General features: G+C 60.1%; 13 protein-coding genes and 1 pseudogene. 7 read left to right on the top strand and 7 right to left on the bottom strand.

The features are described 5' to 3' along the window. Positions 1-519 precede the first annotated feature (519 nt). Together FYK55_RS17850 and FYK55_RS17855 are read right to left on the bottom strand one after the other, a co-directional pair. Positions 520-1,746: an outer membrane protein assembly factor BamB family protein gene (locus tag FYK55_RS17850; RefSeq protein WP_150077809.1), complete on the bottom strand. Its 1,227-nt coding sequence runs from the start codon at positions 1,744-1,746 to the stop codon at positions 520-522. Positions 1,747-1,868: 122 nt separating this feature from the next. Then, positions 1,869-3,152: a Gfo/Idh/MocA family protein gene (locus FYK55_RS17855; RefSeq protein WP_150077810.1), complete on the bottom strand. Its 1,284-nt coding sequence runs from the start codon at positions 3,150-3,152 to the stop codon at positions 1,869-1,871. A gap of 183 nt (positions 3,153-3,335) precedes the next feature. Between FYK55_RS17855 and FYK55_RS17860 the strand changes: the two genes are divergently transcribed. From FYK55_RS17860 to FYK55_RS17875, 5 genes and pseudogenes are all read left to right on the top strand, one after another. Beyond that, positions 3,336-4,337 carry an SGNH/GDSL hydrolase family protein gene (locus tag FYK55_RS17860; RefSeq protein ID WP_150077811.1) on the top strand — a complete coding sequence of 334 codons (1,002 nt, stop codon included), beginning with the start codon at positions 3,336-3,338 and terminating at the stop codon, positions 4,335-4,337. 88 nt (positions 4,338-4,425) lie between these two features. Continuing rightward, positions 4,426-4,641: pseudogene (locus tag FYK55_RS30125) on the top strand (primase-helicase zinc-binding domain-containing protein); the annotation flags it as partial. A 21-nt stretch (positions 4,642-4,662) separates the two neighbouring features. After that, on the top strand, positions 4,663-5,499 hold the full coding sequence (locus FYK55_RS17865; RefSeq protein WP_235908783.1) for a hypothetical protein: 837 nt from the start codon (positions 4,663-4,665) through the stop codon (positions 5,497-5,499). Positions 5,500-5,822: 323 nt separating this feature from the next. Continuing rightward, positions 5,823-6,302 (top strand): cytochrome c, encoded by a 480-nt coding sequence (locus tag FYK55_RS17870; protein ID WP_150077813.1) that lies wholly within the window; start codon positions 5,823-5,825, stop codon positions 6,300-6,302. Between the two features lie 144 nt (positions 6,303-6,446). Further along, complete coding sequence (locus tag FYK55_RS17875; RefSeq protein WP_150077814.1) at positions 6,447-7,505, top strand: PA0069 family radical SAM protein; 1,059 nt, start codon at positions 6,447-6,449, stop codon at positions 7,503-7,505. Positions 7,506-7,757: 252 nt separating this feature from the next. On the opposite strand, the gene FYK55_RS17880 is transcribed toward FYK55_RS17875, so the two are convergent. From FYK55_RS17880 to FYK55_RS17895, 4 genes are all read right to left on the bottom strand, one after another. After that, positions 7,758-7,976 (bottom strand): hypothetical protein, encoded by a 219-nt coding sequence (locus FYK55_RS17880; RefSeq protein WP_150077815.1) that lies wholly within the window; start codon positions 7,974-7,976, stop codon positions 7,758-7,760. A gap of 49 nt (positions 7,977-8,025) precedes the next feature. Beyond that, positions 8,026-8,439, bottom strand: a complete 414-nt coding sequence (locus FYK55_RS17885) for an HU family DNA-binding protein (RefSeq protein WP_150077816.1) — start codon at positions 8,437-8,439, stop codon at positions 8,026-8,028. 524 nt (positions 8,440-8,963) lie between these two features. Then, a complete protein-coding gene (locus tag FYK55_RS17890) occupies positions 8,964-10,094 on the bottom strand; it encodes a hypothetical protein (RefSeq protein WP_150077817.1) in 1,131 nt (376 codons plus the stop codon). A 474-nt stretch (positions 10,095-10,568) separates the two neighbouring features. After that, the gene (locus FYK55_RS17895; protein WP_150077818.1) at positions 10,569-12,629 is read right to left on the bottom strand and encodes a vWA domain-containing protein; all 2,061 of its coding nucleotides are present in this window, start codon (positions 12,627-12,629) and stop codon (positions 10,569-10,571) included. A 304-nt stretch (positions 12,630-12,933) separates the two neighbouring features. Here FYK55_RS17895 and FYK55_RS17900 point away from each other — a divergent pair, with 304 nt between their 5' ends. Continuing rightward, the gene (locus tag FYK55_RS17900; protein WP_150077819.1) at positions 12,934-13,599 is read left to right on the top strand and encodes a metallophosphoesterase family protein; all 666 of its coding nucleotides are present in this window, start codon (positions 12,934-12,936) and stop codon (positions 13,597-13,599) included. Positions 13,600-13,615: 16 nt separating this feature from the next. Here FYK55_RS17900 and FYK55_RS17905 read toward each other — a convergent pair whose 3' ends face one another. Beyond that, positions 13,616-14,299 (bottom strand): PEP-CTERM sorting domain-containing protein, encoded by a 684-nt coding sequence (locus tag FYK55_RS17905; RefSeq protein WP_150077820.1) that lies wholly within the window; start codon positions 14,297-14,299, stop codon positions 13,616-13,618. A gap of 155 nt (positions 14,300-14,454) precedes the next feature. Between FYK55_RS17905 and FYK55_RS17910 the strand changes: the two genes are divergently transcribed. Beyond that, a complete protein-coding gene (locus FYK55_RS17910) occupies positions 14,455-16,626 on the top strand; it encodes a hypothetical protein (protein WP_150077821.1) in 2,172 nt (723 codons plus the stop codon). Positions 16,627-16,649 lie beyond the last annotated feature (23 nt).

The raw sequence follows: 16,649 nt of genomic DNA on the forward strand, positions 1-16,649 counted from the left end.
GCGTGACGAAATAACTAGCTGGACTTGTAGGTCACGCTGTGCGTGACGAAATAACTGGGTCATGCGTTCTTGACATTCGCTTCCGGTTCTACCCTCCCCGGAGTCTCGTTCCTCGTCTCCGACCCTCCCGCGAGGAGGTCGTGCAGCTTTCTGAGTCGGGAAAAGGCGTGCTTTTCTGAAATTCACCCTCCCTCCGGGAGGGTCAAAGGTGAGGCACGAGCCTTTGGGGAGGGTGTCGTCAAGAATTCGCCTGAAATACAACGACCCCGGACGAGCCCTCCCCGCGTCGTCGCGGAGCTCCTCCGCGACCCTCCCGGAGGGAGGGTGAAGGAAAGCTGCACGACCTCCGAGCGGGAGGGTGAAGGCTGTTTGCAAGCTGGACTTGTAGGTCACGCTGTGCGTGACGAAATAACGAGCGTCTTGCTACTCTCGGGCGCGTCGGTCACTTGAACAGACCGGACGTTTGCGCGAGTTCAGTTGTGAGATCCCACCGGTCGATCGATCGGGGGTGCTCGAGGATCATTCGGAGATCCGCACCAGCCCCTGTTCGCTGCGAATGTAAAGTGAATCACCGGCAACGGCGGGGCTGGCCAGCACGTTTTGGCCGAGTTCCGATTCGCCAATCACTTCACCTTCATCGCCACGATCGGCGACGACCACGACCTTGCCGTCGGACCCGATGATGTAGATTCCGGTTCCGGTCAGAACCGGGGTGGCCCAGACGTTGTTCAGGCGTCCGAGCCGTGCCTGCCACAGGACCGAACCGTCACTCAGTGATCCGGCCATCAAGACCGAACCCTTGCCCATGTAGATCCGTTGATCGGAAACCACCGGGCTGACCCGCGACGGCCGCAGCTTGTTACTCTCCCACTGGATCTCACCGAGCGGTTGGTCTGTCGCGACTTCCGGGTCGACGATTCGAATGGCGGTCGTTTCGCTTCCAGGCACGATCAGGTACGGCCCCGCGAAGGTGCTCGACGCGGTGCCGTCGCCGGACACGTCAAAGTGTTGGATCACGTCGCCGGATCGGACGTCCAGCAGATCAACGCCGCCGCCGTTGTGCATTGCCACGGCCGAGCGATCGTCAGTGATTTGCACCGGCTGGGGGCTCGACCAGTTTGATCCGGTGCTGCGTTGGTTCTCCCACAAGACTTCGCCCGACTTCGCATCAATCCCTGCGGCGAATGAGTCGCCCTGGTTCTCCAATTGAACCACCACCACGCCGTCGACGACGACCGGCGAACTGCTCATGCTGATGTCGTTGCCCGTCTTCGGATGATCCACCGCCAGGGCACGGTACCATTGAAGGTGTCCGTGCAGGTCGTAACAGATCAGGTCACAACTGCTGAACAGGGCAAAGATGCGTTCCCCGTCACTGGCCGGCGTTGGCGAGGCATTGGAACTGGTCGGGTGGGTGAATGGGCGACCGGTCGCCCGCATGGGGCGCGACCATTGCAACGACCCGTCGGAAGTCGCATAGGATTCCACGTACAAGTCACGCTCGTCCTCGCCGCCGCATCCGGTGACGATGACCTGATCGCCGATCACCAGCGGACCCCCGATTCCGCGGCCGGTCGTGGGAACCTTCCAGGCGACATTCTCACCGCTTTCGACGTCAAAGCTCGCCGGCGGCGTTGCTTGCGGGGCATAAGATCGGCCATCGCCCCGAAAGCCGAGCCAATTCTCGGCTGCAGCCAGGGGCGACACCAACAAGCAGACGATGGACAGCCAGATGATGTGTTTCATGAAACCAAAGGTGCGAAGGAGATCGGATCAACCGCCGGGATTGTATCAGGGGTGTCGAGCCCCCGCCCAAAACGAGGTCGATCGGCGAGATTTGTAGGCGATCAGGGGTCCCGGAATCAGTTTCAGGCCCAGTCCCTTTCGGGGCGTTTCCGCAGTCGGTTGGCTTCGTCGTCGTTGACGAAGGTTTCCGATTTCGGATCCATCCGCAACGTCCGGCCGAGCAACCACGACAGAGCGGCCGCGTGACAGGCGGTGTGAGAGCGTCGCATGACCACGTGGTTGGCCGCCGGAAGTTCTCGCGTTTTGATGCAATCCAAGAAATTCCGGGAATGGGCTTCGACATCCAAGCCGGATTGCTTTTCGGGAAGCTTGGGAAGTTGGTCGGCAAGCGATTCCGGCTTCACCACGATGCCACCGCTGTCGCCGACTTCGACCGAGCCTGCATCGCCCTCGAATCGAACCGGGCACGTGCCCAACGATTGCACCCAACCGGGGCGTTGTCCGAAGGGGGTTTCCAGGAAATGAAGTTTCAGCAGGACGCCGTTGGAGTACTTTGCCTCGATCCCGCCTTCGACCGGCCGATACTCGATCGGAAGCGTGTCGTCGGACTGATTCGCCCATTGGCACAAGTCGACCGTGTGTGCCCCCCAGTCCAACAACCGCGCGCCGGAATCAAAGTCGTAGTAGCCGCGCCAGCGGCCATCGACGTAGTCCTGATTGAACGGTCTCCAGGGAGCCGGCCCCAGCCACAAGTTCCAATTGCACTGCTTGGCGTCCGGAGTCGGTTGGCCGGGCAGCCAGGTCGTCTTGATCTCGGGCGTGTACACGGTCGCGTGAAGCTGTCGAAGCGTTCCTAACTTGCCCTCATGTGCCAATTTAACCGCCTGTTGAAAGTTGGCCACGCTGCGGCGTTGCGTCCCGGCTTGGAACACGCGTCCGGTCCGCTGGATCGTCTCCGAAAGCCGACGGCACAGATCGATCGTGATGCCACAGGGTTTCTCGCTGTAGACGTCCTTGCCGGATTCCGCGGCCAGCATCGATGCCGTCGCGTGCCATCGATCGCCGGTCGCAATCAATACGGCATCGATGTCATCGCGGTCCAGCAGTCGGCGAAAATCTGGAATCAACTCGCAGGTGTTGTCGCCAGCTTGATCGTCAACCAGTTTCTTTCCGGTCGTTGCACGCGACGCTTGAACGTCGGAGATCGCAACGCATTGGACGTCCTTGTGTTTGAGCATGCCGCCGAGGACGTAGCGACACCTGGGACCGATCCCGATGACACCCAATCGAATGCGATCACTTGGCGCCGCCATCGCCCGTTGCGTCAGCGTGTTGCTTTGCAGAATCAACGGCATGGCCGCAGCCGCGATTCCGGTGGATTGAAGCATTCGGCGTCGTGTGGTCATGGTGGGACCCTGGGGATTGGGGCGGGCAAATCGTGGGAGAGTTTTCGTCGGCGCGGGGCATCCGCCGACCGCAAACCGAAAACCAGGATATCCGATCGGAAACGTGTATGCTGAAGGGGACGCGGCAAGTCAGGCAGCGGCCCGGTGTGTCGCGGCAAATTCACAGAGAAGGGGGCGGAACGGATGGCAAAACGAAAACCGTCGCGGTGGCGGTTGGTTGCGTTGCTGGTAGCGGCGGGAATCGTCCTGGCGTTCACACTGGGCGTGCGCGAGTACAAGTACGCGCGTCCGGTCGGAACCGGTCCCGCGGGACCGGACGTCCCGCGGGAACCATTTGCGTCGACCTGGACGGAGCGTCCCGTCCACGTGTTGGGGGTCGGCGACAGCATCACGGCCGGGCTGGGCGCTCGATCCAAAAGTCATCGCTACTTCAATCGCGTCCTGCAGAATCCGAACGATGAATTCCAGTCGCTTCGCGGTGTCTGTTTGTCGGCCGTCCTTCCGAATCTGACCTCGAACAACGTGGCGATCTCTGGATCGGAATCCTCCGTGCACCTGGACGTGATCGCTGATTCGGTCCCCGACCACGATGAGGCGGTGTTTGGAATTGTTCTGATGACCAGCGGTGGAAACGACCTGATCCACATGTACGGTCGATCGGATCCGCGTGAATGCGCGATGTACGGAGCGACTCACGAGCAGGCGAAACCCTGGATCGCCAACTTTCGATTGCGTCTGGACAGCATGTTCGCCGCCATGATGGATCGCTTTCCGGGAGGCTGCGAAATCTACATCGCGGACATCTACGACCCGACCGACGGCCAAGGAGATGCACCCAGTGTCTTTCTGCCGGACTGGCCGGACGGGCTGGCGATCCACGCCGAATACAATCAAGCCATTAGGGAGGCGGCCGGGCAGTGGAACAATGTGTTTGTGGTTCCGCTTCATCGCACCTTCCTGGGGCATGGATCTCACTGTCGCCAGTGGTGGTTGGATACCTACCGCCCCGAGGATCCCCATTATTGGTTCTACAGCAATATTGAAGACCCCAACGACCGGGGATACGACGCGATCCGAAGGGTGTTCTTGAATGCGATCGTTCAGAACACGTCATTGCGCAATGCCCCTGACGAATCGGATCGGGACAGTGAGTCCCGCGAAATCGCTACGACCGGTTCGAGGTGATCAATCCATGTGGCGTCAACGTGGTTCCGGTCGCAGGGTCGATTCAAGGGATGGGTTCTCATCATCCTATTCCGCGCGCGTCATTTCCATGCCTTACATTCACGCCGATCGGGTTCGATCAGCCGCGGCCGGATCCTGGAGATCGCTGCTGACCGGCGTGGGGATCCCGGCCTTGATCTTGGACGGCAGAAACCATCCTTGCCCCAAGTGTGGCGGAAGAGATCGGTTCGCGGCCTTTGCCGATTTTGACCGTCGCGGGGCGGTCCATTGTCGGCGCTGTTTTACACGGGGCTGTTCACCGCCGCCGGGTGACGGGATCCAGACGATGCGTTGGTGGCTGGGATTGTCGTTTGGCGACGCAATCAAACAACTGGCCGACTCGTTGGGCATCTGCGATGAAGGGGGGCCCGGCAACTCGATCGACGGGACACCGGTTGCGCCGCGATCCACATCCACGCTGCCGTATCGGCGACCCGCTGCCGATGCAGTCGACATTGACCGGATGACGCAGTTTGCCAAGGAAGCCCATCGCCGTTTGACGGGTCTGGTCCTTCGCCGGCTGGCGGAATCGTTGGGCGTCACGTGCGACGCCCTGCGTTCATTGCGTGTCGGCCTGACCTCCGACGGTCGGTGCTCTACCTGGCCGATGCGAGACGCCTCCTGGAGAGTCATCGGGGTGCGTCTGGCGACGCTGCCATGGGGCCAAGCGGATGCCGCGAAGTGGTCTTATCCAAGAAGCCACAGCGGTCTGTTCCTGGCTCGGGGCATGCGTATTCGCCGGCGTTTATTTGTCACTGAAGGCGCATCGGACACGGCTTCGGCCATCGGCATGGGACTGTCGGCGGTTGGCCGGCCGAATTGCGCGTCGTCGTCTGAAATGCTGTTCCAGTTCATCGATCAGCAGCGGCCCCAACGGGTGACCGTGGTTGCCGACCACGATCCTCCGGGCCTGGAGGGAGCCTCACGTTTGGTCGCTGCCCTCCGCAGACGAAGCATCGATGCGGATTTCCTCGTGCCACCTCTGTATTTGATGGATTTGCGGGCGTGGTGCAATTCCGGTGCCGATCGTGATGCGGTCTACTTGGCTCCCACGCGAACAATTCGCCTCGGGCCGGTGCAGACATCCTTTCAATTCCTCAACGATGAAACTTCATTCGTTTGACGCCCCGATTGACGGCCCGACCGGTCGTCATTCGCAGCCTGACCGACTCAGTTGACGCACGAGAGCAAGGCGGTTGCACCACGCGCGGACTCATCGGTTTGACATGCTGCCCGGTCGCCGTGGAAACCGCCTCTACATGCCGGTGGCAGAACAAATGCCGATTCAAGCCGCGTGGATGGAACGCTTGTTGCAACGTCGCTCTTTGCATTGGTGATTGCAGCATTCGCGTCTTGACCCCCTCGACGCCACTGCCGGTGGGGGCAAGGGCAATGAAGCGTTTCGAATCCGTCGTTCCAGGCACTCTCTTAAAGGGGACTCCACCCATGAAGATTCATTTTGGCTATCTCGTCGCAACCGGCTTTCTGATTGGCACCACGACCGGGCTGTTCATCACGGCAGCGTCTAACTCCCAGGCCGCTCCGCCAGCCGACCAGCCGACTGCTGCCGATCCGGTTGAACCCGACATGCATGAATACATGGAGTACGTCAATCAACCCGCCTTTCAACGGTTGAAACCGGCGATGGCGTCTGAGCCCGCGGGAAACCAGGCGTGGAAGACAATCAAGTCCGAGTCCTTGGTGCTTGCCGAAAGCGGCAATTTGTTGCTGATCCGAAAGCCGGAGGACGATGCGGACGACTGGCAGAAGCATAGCGTTCAAACACGCGACGCCGCCGCCGAGCTTTACCGGGCAGCAAAATCCAAGGACTATGGTGCCGCACGGAAGCACTACGAAAGCATGGTTCAGCACTGCAATGCATGCCACCAACAGTTCGCCGGCGGAGATCCGCAGTTGAAACCCTGAGGCGGTGTGCAGACGTACGCCGGACTCGCCTTTGACTCTTTCAGGGAGAGGCCAAGATTCGGAATAGCAAGTCTTTGACTCAGCAGTACGGCGACACGTTAAAATGGCCGGCTGTCACGACAGTCACTCAGATGAGCTTCCCCCATGCGTCATGGCGCCGGCATCGATCCTCCGAACCGTTTTGAAACGGTCCACCGGGAAGCGGACCTTGAACACCTGCAGTGGGATCAAGAGCATCTAGGGGCGTTGGGCCATCGTAAGATTGAGTACATCGCTGATTCTTCCAAAAGCATCGTCGCGGAGAATCGCTCACCCGATATTCCGTTCCGCTACAGCGTCAATCCATATCGAGGCTGTGCCCATGGTTGCGCGTACTGCTACGCTCGGCCGTCTCATGAGTTTTTGGGGCTGAGCGCGGGGCTGGATTTTGAGACGAAGATCATCGTCAAGCACGACGCCCCGCGGCTCTTCTCGGACTTTCTCGCGCGCCCTTCCTGGGTACCCGAGCCGATCAACTTCTCCGGCGTCACCGACTGCTATCAACCCGCGGAGCGTGAGTTTCGATTGACGCGAGGCTGTTTGGAAGTTGCTGCGGAGTGTCGGCAGCCGATCAGCATTGTGACGAAAAATGCGCTGATCGTTCGCGATCTGCCGATCCTTTCCCGAATGGCTCAAGAGGGCTTGGTTCACGTCTACGTTTCGATCACCACGTTGGACCCGGAACTGGCGCGTGACATGGAACCACGCACCAGTATTCCGTCGGCCCGGTTGCGGGCGATCGAGATGCTATCCGATGCCGGTGTGGGTGTAGGCGTCATGGCGGCGCCCATCATTCCCGGCCTGAACGACTCGGAGCTGCCGGGAATCCTGCGCGCGGCGCGGAACGCCGGGGCGTCGACGGCGGGTTATGTCCTGCTTCGATTGCCGCTGAGCGTCGAACCCGTCTTTGCCGAGTGGCTGAAGCGGACCCGACCGGAGTTGGTCGAGCGAGTGTTGGGGCGTGTTTCGGCGACCCGTGACGGCCGCCTGAACGATTCCCAGTGGGGCCGCCGGATGGTGGGCGATGGCGAGATCGCCGAACAGATTCGCAGCCTGTTTCGTGTCTTTCAGCGACAGCTGGGTCTGGACACGGCGTTGCCGCCGCATCGCTGCGATTTGTTCCAACCGCCGAAATCCCGTTCCGGGCAGATGCGGCTGTTTTAGGCTTTGCCTGAAAACGAGTCGCGACGCTCGCCAGAGCCTGGCTTTCTGCCGTGATCGCGACGGCAGCTAAGGGGTTTTGCGAGTCTTGAGGCGCGGCTTGGCCGGACAACGCCACTTTCAATCAAAAACACTGTGATTTGCAGTGCAATGAGCGGCGCGGCGCTAGCCGCCGGTCGACGCGAGAAAACCCGCGGCTCACCCAAAGGAACGCTGTCGCGCTAGTCGATGTGATTCAACGATCAATGACGTGCATCAGATGATGCCGCCGTGAGTCCGAATCGGTGTCAGGTGGCTGGGCGAATCAAGAAACCAGAACCGCTCCCACTCGTCGACCAGCGACCGCAAATCTTCGGAGGTGTACAGCAACTGCTGCACACGACGCTCGGGGCGCGAGGAATAGATCGGCAGGAAGCATCCAACCGTGCTGCTGACGCAAACGGCAAGCAAGGTGATTTGGAACAGGCGACGCATGGGACGTTCCTCCGTGAACGGTCTCTCTTGTCGATCTTCGGCCGGGGAGTCAGTCGTCGTCCCAGCGTCCGGTGATCTTGGTGGAAGGGGGTAGTTGATTGCCGCTGGCGTGACGCGAGTCGGCAACAGGTCCGTCGGCGTCAGGTTCCCTACCCGACTGTTCCAGAACCGAAGTTCCGGGCAAGTCGGCGTCTTGAACCTTGGCCTCCATGTGTTTGCCGGGTTTGAAGGTGACCACGTGCTTCTCTGGCACGATCACCTCGTCGCCCGTCCTCGGGTTTCGAGCCCGACGGGCTGCCCGCGGTTTGACCTCAAAGACGCCAAAATTCCTGAGCTCGATTCGGCCTTCGCGCACCAGCGTGTCGATGATCGAATCGAAAGTCAGTTGAACGATCTTCTTGGTCTGTTGTTGCGTCAGCCCAACTTCGTCTGAAATCGTTCGGACGATGTCTTTCTTGGTCACTCCCGACTCCTGCCAGTAATCCGCCGGCCTCAGTTTTCCAAAGGGGCGTTTGCTGTAACCCCTTGATAGCTTTCAACTTAAACGCCGAAGCATAGGGGCGGCAGGGTGGGGCGTCAAGCCAACGGCCGGAACCGAAATTCTCGCCGCTGTCTCGCAAATTGGAATGAACGCGTTATTCATTGTCGGCAGGAGCCGGCCGGATTCTTGAGATATTCCGCACAACCGGAAAAATTGCTGCAACAGGTCCCGGGGCGCTCGGCAAGGCTTGGGTTTCGCGTCCGGACGCTTGGATCGCCTGGGCGTTCCTCGCAGCGAAATCGGGTCGGGCGGCGTACGGGCACCCCCCGCGGTGATGCGATCGCAACCCAGCCGGTCCACCGTCTGGCGACGGTGACTACACGCGCCCACGGTCTGGCGACGGTGGTTGGTGCGGTCCATCGTCCGCAACGATGATACGGTTCGATTCGAGAATGAGACTCAGCGGACGCTTCACTTGGGCGACCACCGAGTTCCGGGGCCGACGGTTATCGTCGGCCGATGGTGGCGCTGTACAGGCTGCGTTTGCTGGCCCGAGGCACAGCAATCGGAGTCGGCTGGACGTCAAACGGGATCATCGCAATGTGATTGGCCGTGACGCCTTGGCGACCGGGCACCTGGCGTGACTTGCTGGCATTCAGAGCACTGTACTGGTTCATCACGCGACGAATCTCCGGGGCGTACTCAAAGCCTCCACCGGGAAGTTCGCGACCCAGGCTTTCAAAGCTGCCGATGGTCACGATCGATTTGTGCCGGTCGTGGTACTGGTACGCCTTTTCGCCCTGTTTGCGAAGCTCCCGGACCATCTTGTCAGCCTGGGCGGCGAACTTGTCCATCCGCTCGGCGCTGGGAATGAACTTGTCTTGGTTTTTGGCCCCCACGATCGTGCCACAGCCGTCAAAGGTTCGCACAATCACGGTGAACTTTCCGTCTGATTCCAGCAGACTGAACTCCTTGTCTTCGTTCAGCTGTTGGACAAACGAATCGACCTCCGGTTGTTGGAAGAATGATTCCGGCAACATCGGATTCCGGGTGACGAAAGCGGCCGACATGGGGTTTCGCCCTCGGCCCTTTCTGGTTTTGAACAACTGCTCGCCAAAGGCCTTGATCATCGAAGCCGGAGTCTTGGTGTTGTACTCCGCGGCGACTTCATCGGCGTCGCGAAAGACTTCCAGATCGGCCGTCTTCAAACGTTCCAGGTCTTCGTCGATGCTTTGATGATTGACCGAGTCGTATTCGCCGACCAGGACCGCGTAAGCGTCGTATTGGTGCGGGTTGGCATAGCGGACGCTGCGACCGGTGCGTTCGTCGTGGCCCACATCGCCGGTGAAGTTGAATTCTTCTTTGTAGATGAAGGCCGGCAATCGAAGCTCGCTGCGGATCTCGATGGCCGTTCGTTCGGCACGGTCCCGTGCGTTTTCACCGACGAAGGTGGTCGCCAACAGCAGCCAGGGGCCGTCTTCTTCGGTCAGCAAGAACGAGTCCGCTTGATCGATCGGTTTGGTCTTTCCAAACATCCGAAGCAAGCTGGGCGGTGCGGCGGATGCTTGCGAGGCGACGCCAGCCGCCAGAGCGGCCGTACAGCTGGTGATCCACAGACGTCGAGAGAGACGGAGCATCGGAGAGTTTCCCCAAAAGCGAGTCGATGAAATTTCACTCAGGGTGGAGTAGCAAAACCGACCGGCGTCGCGAAAGAGAGGTTCCCGCAGCCCGCTGGAGGCAGGGGTGAATGCGGGTACGCAGGCGGAGCCTGTCGGGCAGCGGGTTCCAAGGCGGGAGCCTTGGAACCAGGGGGAGCTTTGGCACCAAGGGGGGAACGGTCCCATTCACTCGTTCCCGGGCTCCCGCCCGGGAACGGACTGGAGGCTGGCTCCGCCAGCTCGGGGGACCTGCCGTTTGCGAGTGCCCAATAGACAAGCCTTCTCCGCTTTCGCTGCGGCAGGCGGAGCCTGCCGGGCAGTGGGTTCCAAGGCGGGAGCCTTGGAACCAGGGGGGAGCCTTGGAACCAGGGGGGCACGGGCTCCGCCAGTTCGGTCGGCCCGTTGAGGGAGGGAAAACAAGGCCACCAGCGACAAAAATGCCCGCGGCCGTCCCTAGAGCTTGGGGACGGGACGCTTGGGCGCCTTCTTCAGCATCCGCTTCTGGTCGTCCTGGGGAGGCCGCGGGTTGTTATTGTTCCCGGGATTGTTGTTGGCCTTCGGCGGCGACAAGTCGGTGAATTCCTCGACCCAGGTCCAGCCGATCGGCACCTCCAGTTCCTTTTTCGCCAGCAATGCCCAAGGAGTGCCGGGGTGTTCTTCGACCACCGTGTTCAACAGCATCCTCGCGGTCTCCGCCTGCCGCTCCCATTTGCTGCCAACCGAGATCTGGTTACTCGGCTCAAGCACCCAGGTGTTGTTCTTTTCCTTTTTGAACGCCATGCCCAATTTGGCTTTGGCCAACATGGCGTTGTAGGTCTCGGTGCGGACTTTTTGGGCTAAGACTCGGCCCATCGCCAAGTCGTAGCCGGCTCGCCAGCGAGGACTTTCTTCTTCATCGCGAGCTTTCATGCCGGGTTCCAGAATCGCTGCCATCTGGATCAGCGGCTGTTCCAGCCGCGCGGCATCCTGCTGGGCGCGAGTCAAGTCGGCGGAGAGTCGAGCCTGGTCGGTGGCGACGAATCGCAGCCGCGGCCGCGAGATCCCTGAAACGGGTTGCAGTTGGGCCGCCGTTACCAACGCGTTGCGAAGCGAGCTGGCTTTGACCTGGGTGACATAATCGCGCGGCGACAGGTAATCCGGCCGATAGCGCGACATCGCGACGGGGTCAAAAAAGTACTCCATCTCGGATGCAAAGGCGGCCACTTCGCCGCGGCGGACGCGTCGCGCAACATTGCGGTTGGGGTGCACGTTGAAATAGATTCCGCCCGTTTCATAGGCCAGCCGGGTCAGCGCGTAGGGGCCAAACCCGCTGTCGATCACCGGTTCTTCTTCGAAGTTACCGGTAAACGACAGTTGGACGCGTTCGGGAAGAAACGTTTCCGGCCCCTGATCGACGCTGGCCCATTGGGGCGTTTGGTCGTACTTGGGATCCGGGTCGACGTATTTGACCAAGGTCTCGCGGCGGCCGAACGGTGCGGGCACCCCGATCACGTGGACCGGCATGCCGTACTTGCGGCAGATTTCAATTGCGTCTTCGACCTGCTGTTCGTCGTCGCCCCTTTCATCGGTGACCACGATCAGCAGGACGTTCCGCATCGGACCGTTGCCGGCGCGGCTCTTCCGCAACGACTTGTAGTTGTTGGCGGCTCGCTTGACGGCCGTGAAGACCCGTTCGACGCCGGAGTTGTCGGTTTCGATGTTGTCGACAATCTGCTTGATCTCCGCGACATCCTCGGTCGGCGTTTCCGTGTACAGGGTGACTTCGTCTCCGAAGCCGATCACTGAATTCAGCAGCCGTGCGTCGTGGTCAATTCCGTCGCGACGGTTAGCTGCTTCTTTTTCACGGGCTTCGGCAACGATCCCCAGTTCGTCGTAGATGCGGTCAAAGCGGTCGCGAATCTCCTGGCGTTGCCTGTGAAGCGAACCACTTTGGTCAAACAGCCAAACCACCAGCGTGGGCCGCTCTTCCATGGATTGCAGGATTTCAAAGGTCAACCGATCGACGGCGCCGGCGGCTCCGGTTTCGCCTTCGCCCACCGAACCTTTCTGGTCCACCAGGCGATCCATGGGAGCCATGGGCTGAGAGAAGATGCGATTGATTTCGATTTTCCCCAGATCACTCTCTTCCAACTCGATCGGGCTGGGGATCTCCGCGACCTCCGCGAACATTTCCGCGGAGGCGTTGGCCATGTCCGATTCCGCGGTGCTGTTGGCTCCGACCTCGACGTCGGAAACATCGCTGTAGATGACCTCGTCGATCAACGGTTCCGGGTCATTCTCGACCGGCGGCGAAACGATCACCACGGCTTCTTTGTCGGTGAAGGTCCGCAGGGGCATGATGGCCAGAGCGACGATGATCAGCACGTGGACCGCCATGCTGCCGAAGAAGGCAGCCGATTCGTCGGTTTGCAGGACCGACTCCTCTTCCAGCTCCTCTTCATCCCACGCGTCGACCTGGGCCACCGGATCGGTAACCTCTTGGTCGTCGTTTTCGGGGGGTGTCGCAATGCTCATGTTGTGGTCCGGATCCTGGGAAAAGCCGTTCAGAGCGTTGGTCGCGGGGGGTGTGCGAGGACTCCGATCGAAACTCGATCGCGTCGGATCCTTGCAATCAATTGCTGCCAACTAGACAGTTTCGCTGACATTTCGCTAACTTTCAACGCAGAAAAGACTTGTGGCGGCGTCCTCCGCCCCTCCTTTTCCTCGGTATTAAAACGCGTCTGGACAGCCAATCGTACCCAATTCCCGCTCCAAGCGGGCTGTGGCGTTCAGCGGGGCGGTCGGACGTGATGTCGATGTCTAGACGTTGGGAACATTTGTGGCACAAAGACTGATTGCGATCGGAGACATCCACGGGTGTCGCACGGCGCTGAAGACCCTGTTGGAGGCGATCGATCCCCAGCGCGATGATCTTTTGGTCTTTCTGGGGGATATCGTCGATCGCGGCCCCGATTCCAAAGGCGTCATTGACGACTTGATCGAACTGGGCGGGCGCACCCAACTGGTCGGGATCCTGGGGAACCACGAAGAAATGATGCTGGAGGTGCTGCGGCACGGCGGTGACCACCACACCTGGCTGCGCTGCGGTGGGGTGGAAACGCTGGAAAGTTACGGGTTCGACGGGAATCTTGATTTTCTGTCCGCGGAGCACAATGCGTTTCTGGATTCGTTGGGGGATTATTTCCAAGCGGACGAATTCTTTTTTACCCACGCCGCCTATGAACCGGACGTTCCCTTGGATGCCCAAGACGTGGATCGGCTTCGTTGGTACTCGTTGACGGCCGGAATTCCCGGACCGCATCAAAGCGGGCTGACCGCGGTGGTTGGACACACGGCCAACCGCAGTGGTGAAATCGTCGATGTCGGACACCTGATTTGTCTGGATACCTACTGCTACGGTGGTGGTTGGCTCACCGCGATGGAGATGAAGACTCGCACCGTCTGGCAGGCCAACCAGCGTGGGGAACTGCGACAAAACGGTTAAGCCGACGGGGATCGATTCACGTTCGGTGTCCACGTGGCCGGCGTCGTCGACGCATCGCTGCACCGGTCAGGGTCAGCGCGAGAAACGCCGTGGTGCCCGGTTCGGGAACGGCCGTCGCCGCGACGGTGACGATGCCGCTGGTCAAAGAGAACGGGACCTCGAAGCCGTCAGCGTTGAAGAACAGCGGATCCGGGCCCAGTGTGACCTCGAACTGATTTCCCGCGACCTGCCCTACCGACGCCGATCCTGTCTGGTGCCGTAATTCAATCGTTGTCAGCAGACGCCGCGACGATACCGGCACGTCGGTGAAATCCGCTGTCAAGTCGAACACGGTGATTTGCGTGGTTGAATCGTAAGTGACGGCACCGAACGTCAGAGAATCGCTGTTGCCGAAAAAGACGTACTCCGGATCCGACAGAAACGATTCCGATTGCGAGTCGACAAATTGCAGCGACGATCCTGGTGCTGCGGGCATCGGATTGAGTCGCACCGAAAACTCGAATTCTGAAAGCAGTTCGGGTGGAGTGTCGCTTTCGATTCCGATGTCCAGGGAAAGGTTTCCGTTGGGCGCAATCATTCCGTCTTCGATGGTCACCAACAGTTCCCCGCGCGCCGGTACGACATCAACCAACAGCGCGACGCCGAAGAACAGGTACAGGCAATGAGTTCCGAAAAAAGGCCGAGAGGACGGATGACACATCTGACGAATCGTGTTTGCGAGCGTGAAGACTTTGGGACCGTCGGACCGCCCATCATAGTCAACCCGGCCGATACAACTGGATTTCTGCGGTTCCTGACGGAATTCATCCCGAGTCCGCGTCGAAGTGGTGCCCGGCGACCGATAGAATCGGACTCATGAGAACTTTACCTGTGCAGATCCTGGCGGCCGACCGCCCTTCGATTCGGCGTCCCGGAACCGTCTGGCCGCCAAACGTCCGCTTTTCTGCGGTTCGGACCCCCAGCCACATGGCGGGTATTCTTCTGGCGATCCTGATCGCGACGGTTGCGACTTGCCGACCCGCCCAGGCCGGCTTGAGTAGCGAGAATGTGGTGGTCGTCGTCAACGGCGACTCACCGGTGTCGCGGACGGTGGCAAACCACTACATCGCATTTCGTGACATTCCCACGCACAACGTGATCGTGCTGCGAGAGGTGCCGGAAGGAACCCGAGTGGAACTTGCGGTTTTTCGCGACAAGATCCTACGTCCGTTATTGGAACAAATCGATGCCCGCGGGATTGCCAACCAGGTCCGCGTGATCGCCTATTCGGCGGACTTTCCCACCGCGGTCGGCGTGGCCGAACATCATGCTCAGATCGAAGATCCGAACGTCAAGAAATACCAAAAGCCGATCGCCGCAATCACGGGTTTGACGTTTTTTTATAAGTTCGTCTTGGCTGACAAAGGCGACTACCTGAACTTCGGTTCGAACCTGTACGCCCGCGGAAGGTTTGATCGCCACTTCATCAATCCTTTTTCGGACGATTCCAAAGAACAGTACGACAAGGCTGTCACCCTGCTGAAGGAAGAGAAGTTCGCCGAATCGGCGGAGATCTGGCAGCAGTTGGTTGACGCCCATGAAAGCCTGCCGGCACTGGCCATTCGGGCCGCGGAAGCTTACTCGCTGTCGGAGCAGGACGTGAAAGCAGTGGAGATGATTCGCGCGGCAATTAAACGCGGGTGGTGGTCGGCAACCTACTTGAAGCAAACCGCTTGCCTGGATCGATTGCTGTCGGATTCCCAGTTGGCGAAGGTCTTGCCCTACCTGGATGAAAGTCCCATCGCCTGGCAGGGCCCCGAACCATTCTCATCTTCGGTCGGCTGGAACCTGGCCGGACACCGCATGCCATTGAAGCAGGGTGGCGTGCCGTACTTGTGCAGTTGCGCGTTGGCGGTGGTCGAACCACGCGGCAATACACTGGACCAGGCCGTTGAAGTGTTGCGCCGCGCCAGCCGCTGCGACCGAACTTTTCCGGCGGGCCGGTTCGCCTTCGGGGCTAACGGTGATGTGCGCGCCAAGACACGGTTTGCCGGGATTGCCGACGCGATGGTGTACCTGCAAGAGAACCAGTTCGAAACGGAGGTGTTTTCGGACAGGTTGCCGGACGACGAGGGAGCCATTGTGGGCATGATGGTTGGTGCGCCCAACGTCACGTTGTCGCCCAGCCGATGGCAGCTGGTGCCCGGAGCGATCGCCGAGAACTTGACCAGCTTTGGCGGCGCGTTCGAACAAAACGGGCAAACGAAATTGACAGAGTTTCTGGAAGCCGGCGCGGTAATGTCCAGCGGGTCGGTTGCCGAGCCCTATTCGTTGCAGGTCAAGTTTCCGACACCGATGATGTACGGCTATTACGCCAAAGGCTTGAGTGCGATCGAAGCCTATTATCAGTCCGTGATGTCTCCCTATCAGTTGCTGATCGTGGGCGATCCGCTGGCCCAACCGTTCTCCAAGGCGCCCAACGAGTTGGTGGACATTCGCCTGCTGACCGACGGCAAAAAACGGCTGCGATTGTCGCGAAAGTCGCTTCAAATTAACGTCCCCAATACGCCCACACGCAGCATCGAGATTTCGATCGATGGACGATTGTTTCGGACCACGCCGCCGGTCCCGAATATCGAATTGAACCTGCCGGAAGACTCATCGGGGGTGATGGAAGTCCGAGCAACCTTGGCTGGTGCGAACCGGACGGAGCCCCGGGTGAGCTTTTCCGAACAGGTCGATATTCAGGGAAAGCATCCAACGCCCACCGCCGAAATCAAGACCGCGCGGACCGATGACGGAGGCGATGGGACCGAGGCGTCGGCGATCGACTTGGAGCTGATCTGCCCCGGCGCAGACCGCATCGAAGTCCATCACCTGAACGAAGTCCTGGGTCAAATCGACGGGGATCAGGGAATGCTTGAAATCCAAACGGAGCGATTGGGCGGGGGGCCGCTGCGTCTGCGCCCCGTTGCGTTTTTCGGCGACACCCGAGTTCTGGGGAAGACCGCTGTGGATCAAGGACACTCGCCGGCAGTTGAACCGTAGCGCCCGCTCCGAATTGCGCAGAG

It is taken from the genome of Roseiconus nitratireducens (assembly GCF_008629675.1).
Classification (GTDB): Bacteria; Planctomycetota; Planctomycetia; order Pirellulales; family Pirellulaceae; genus Stieleria; species Stieleria nitratireducens.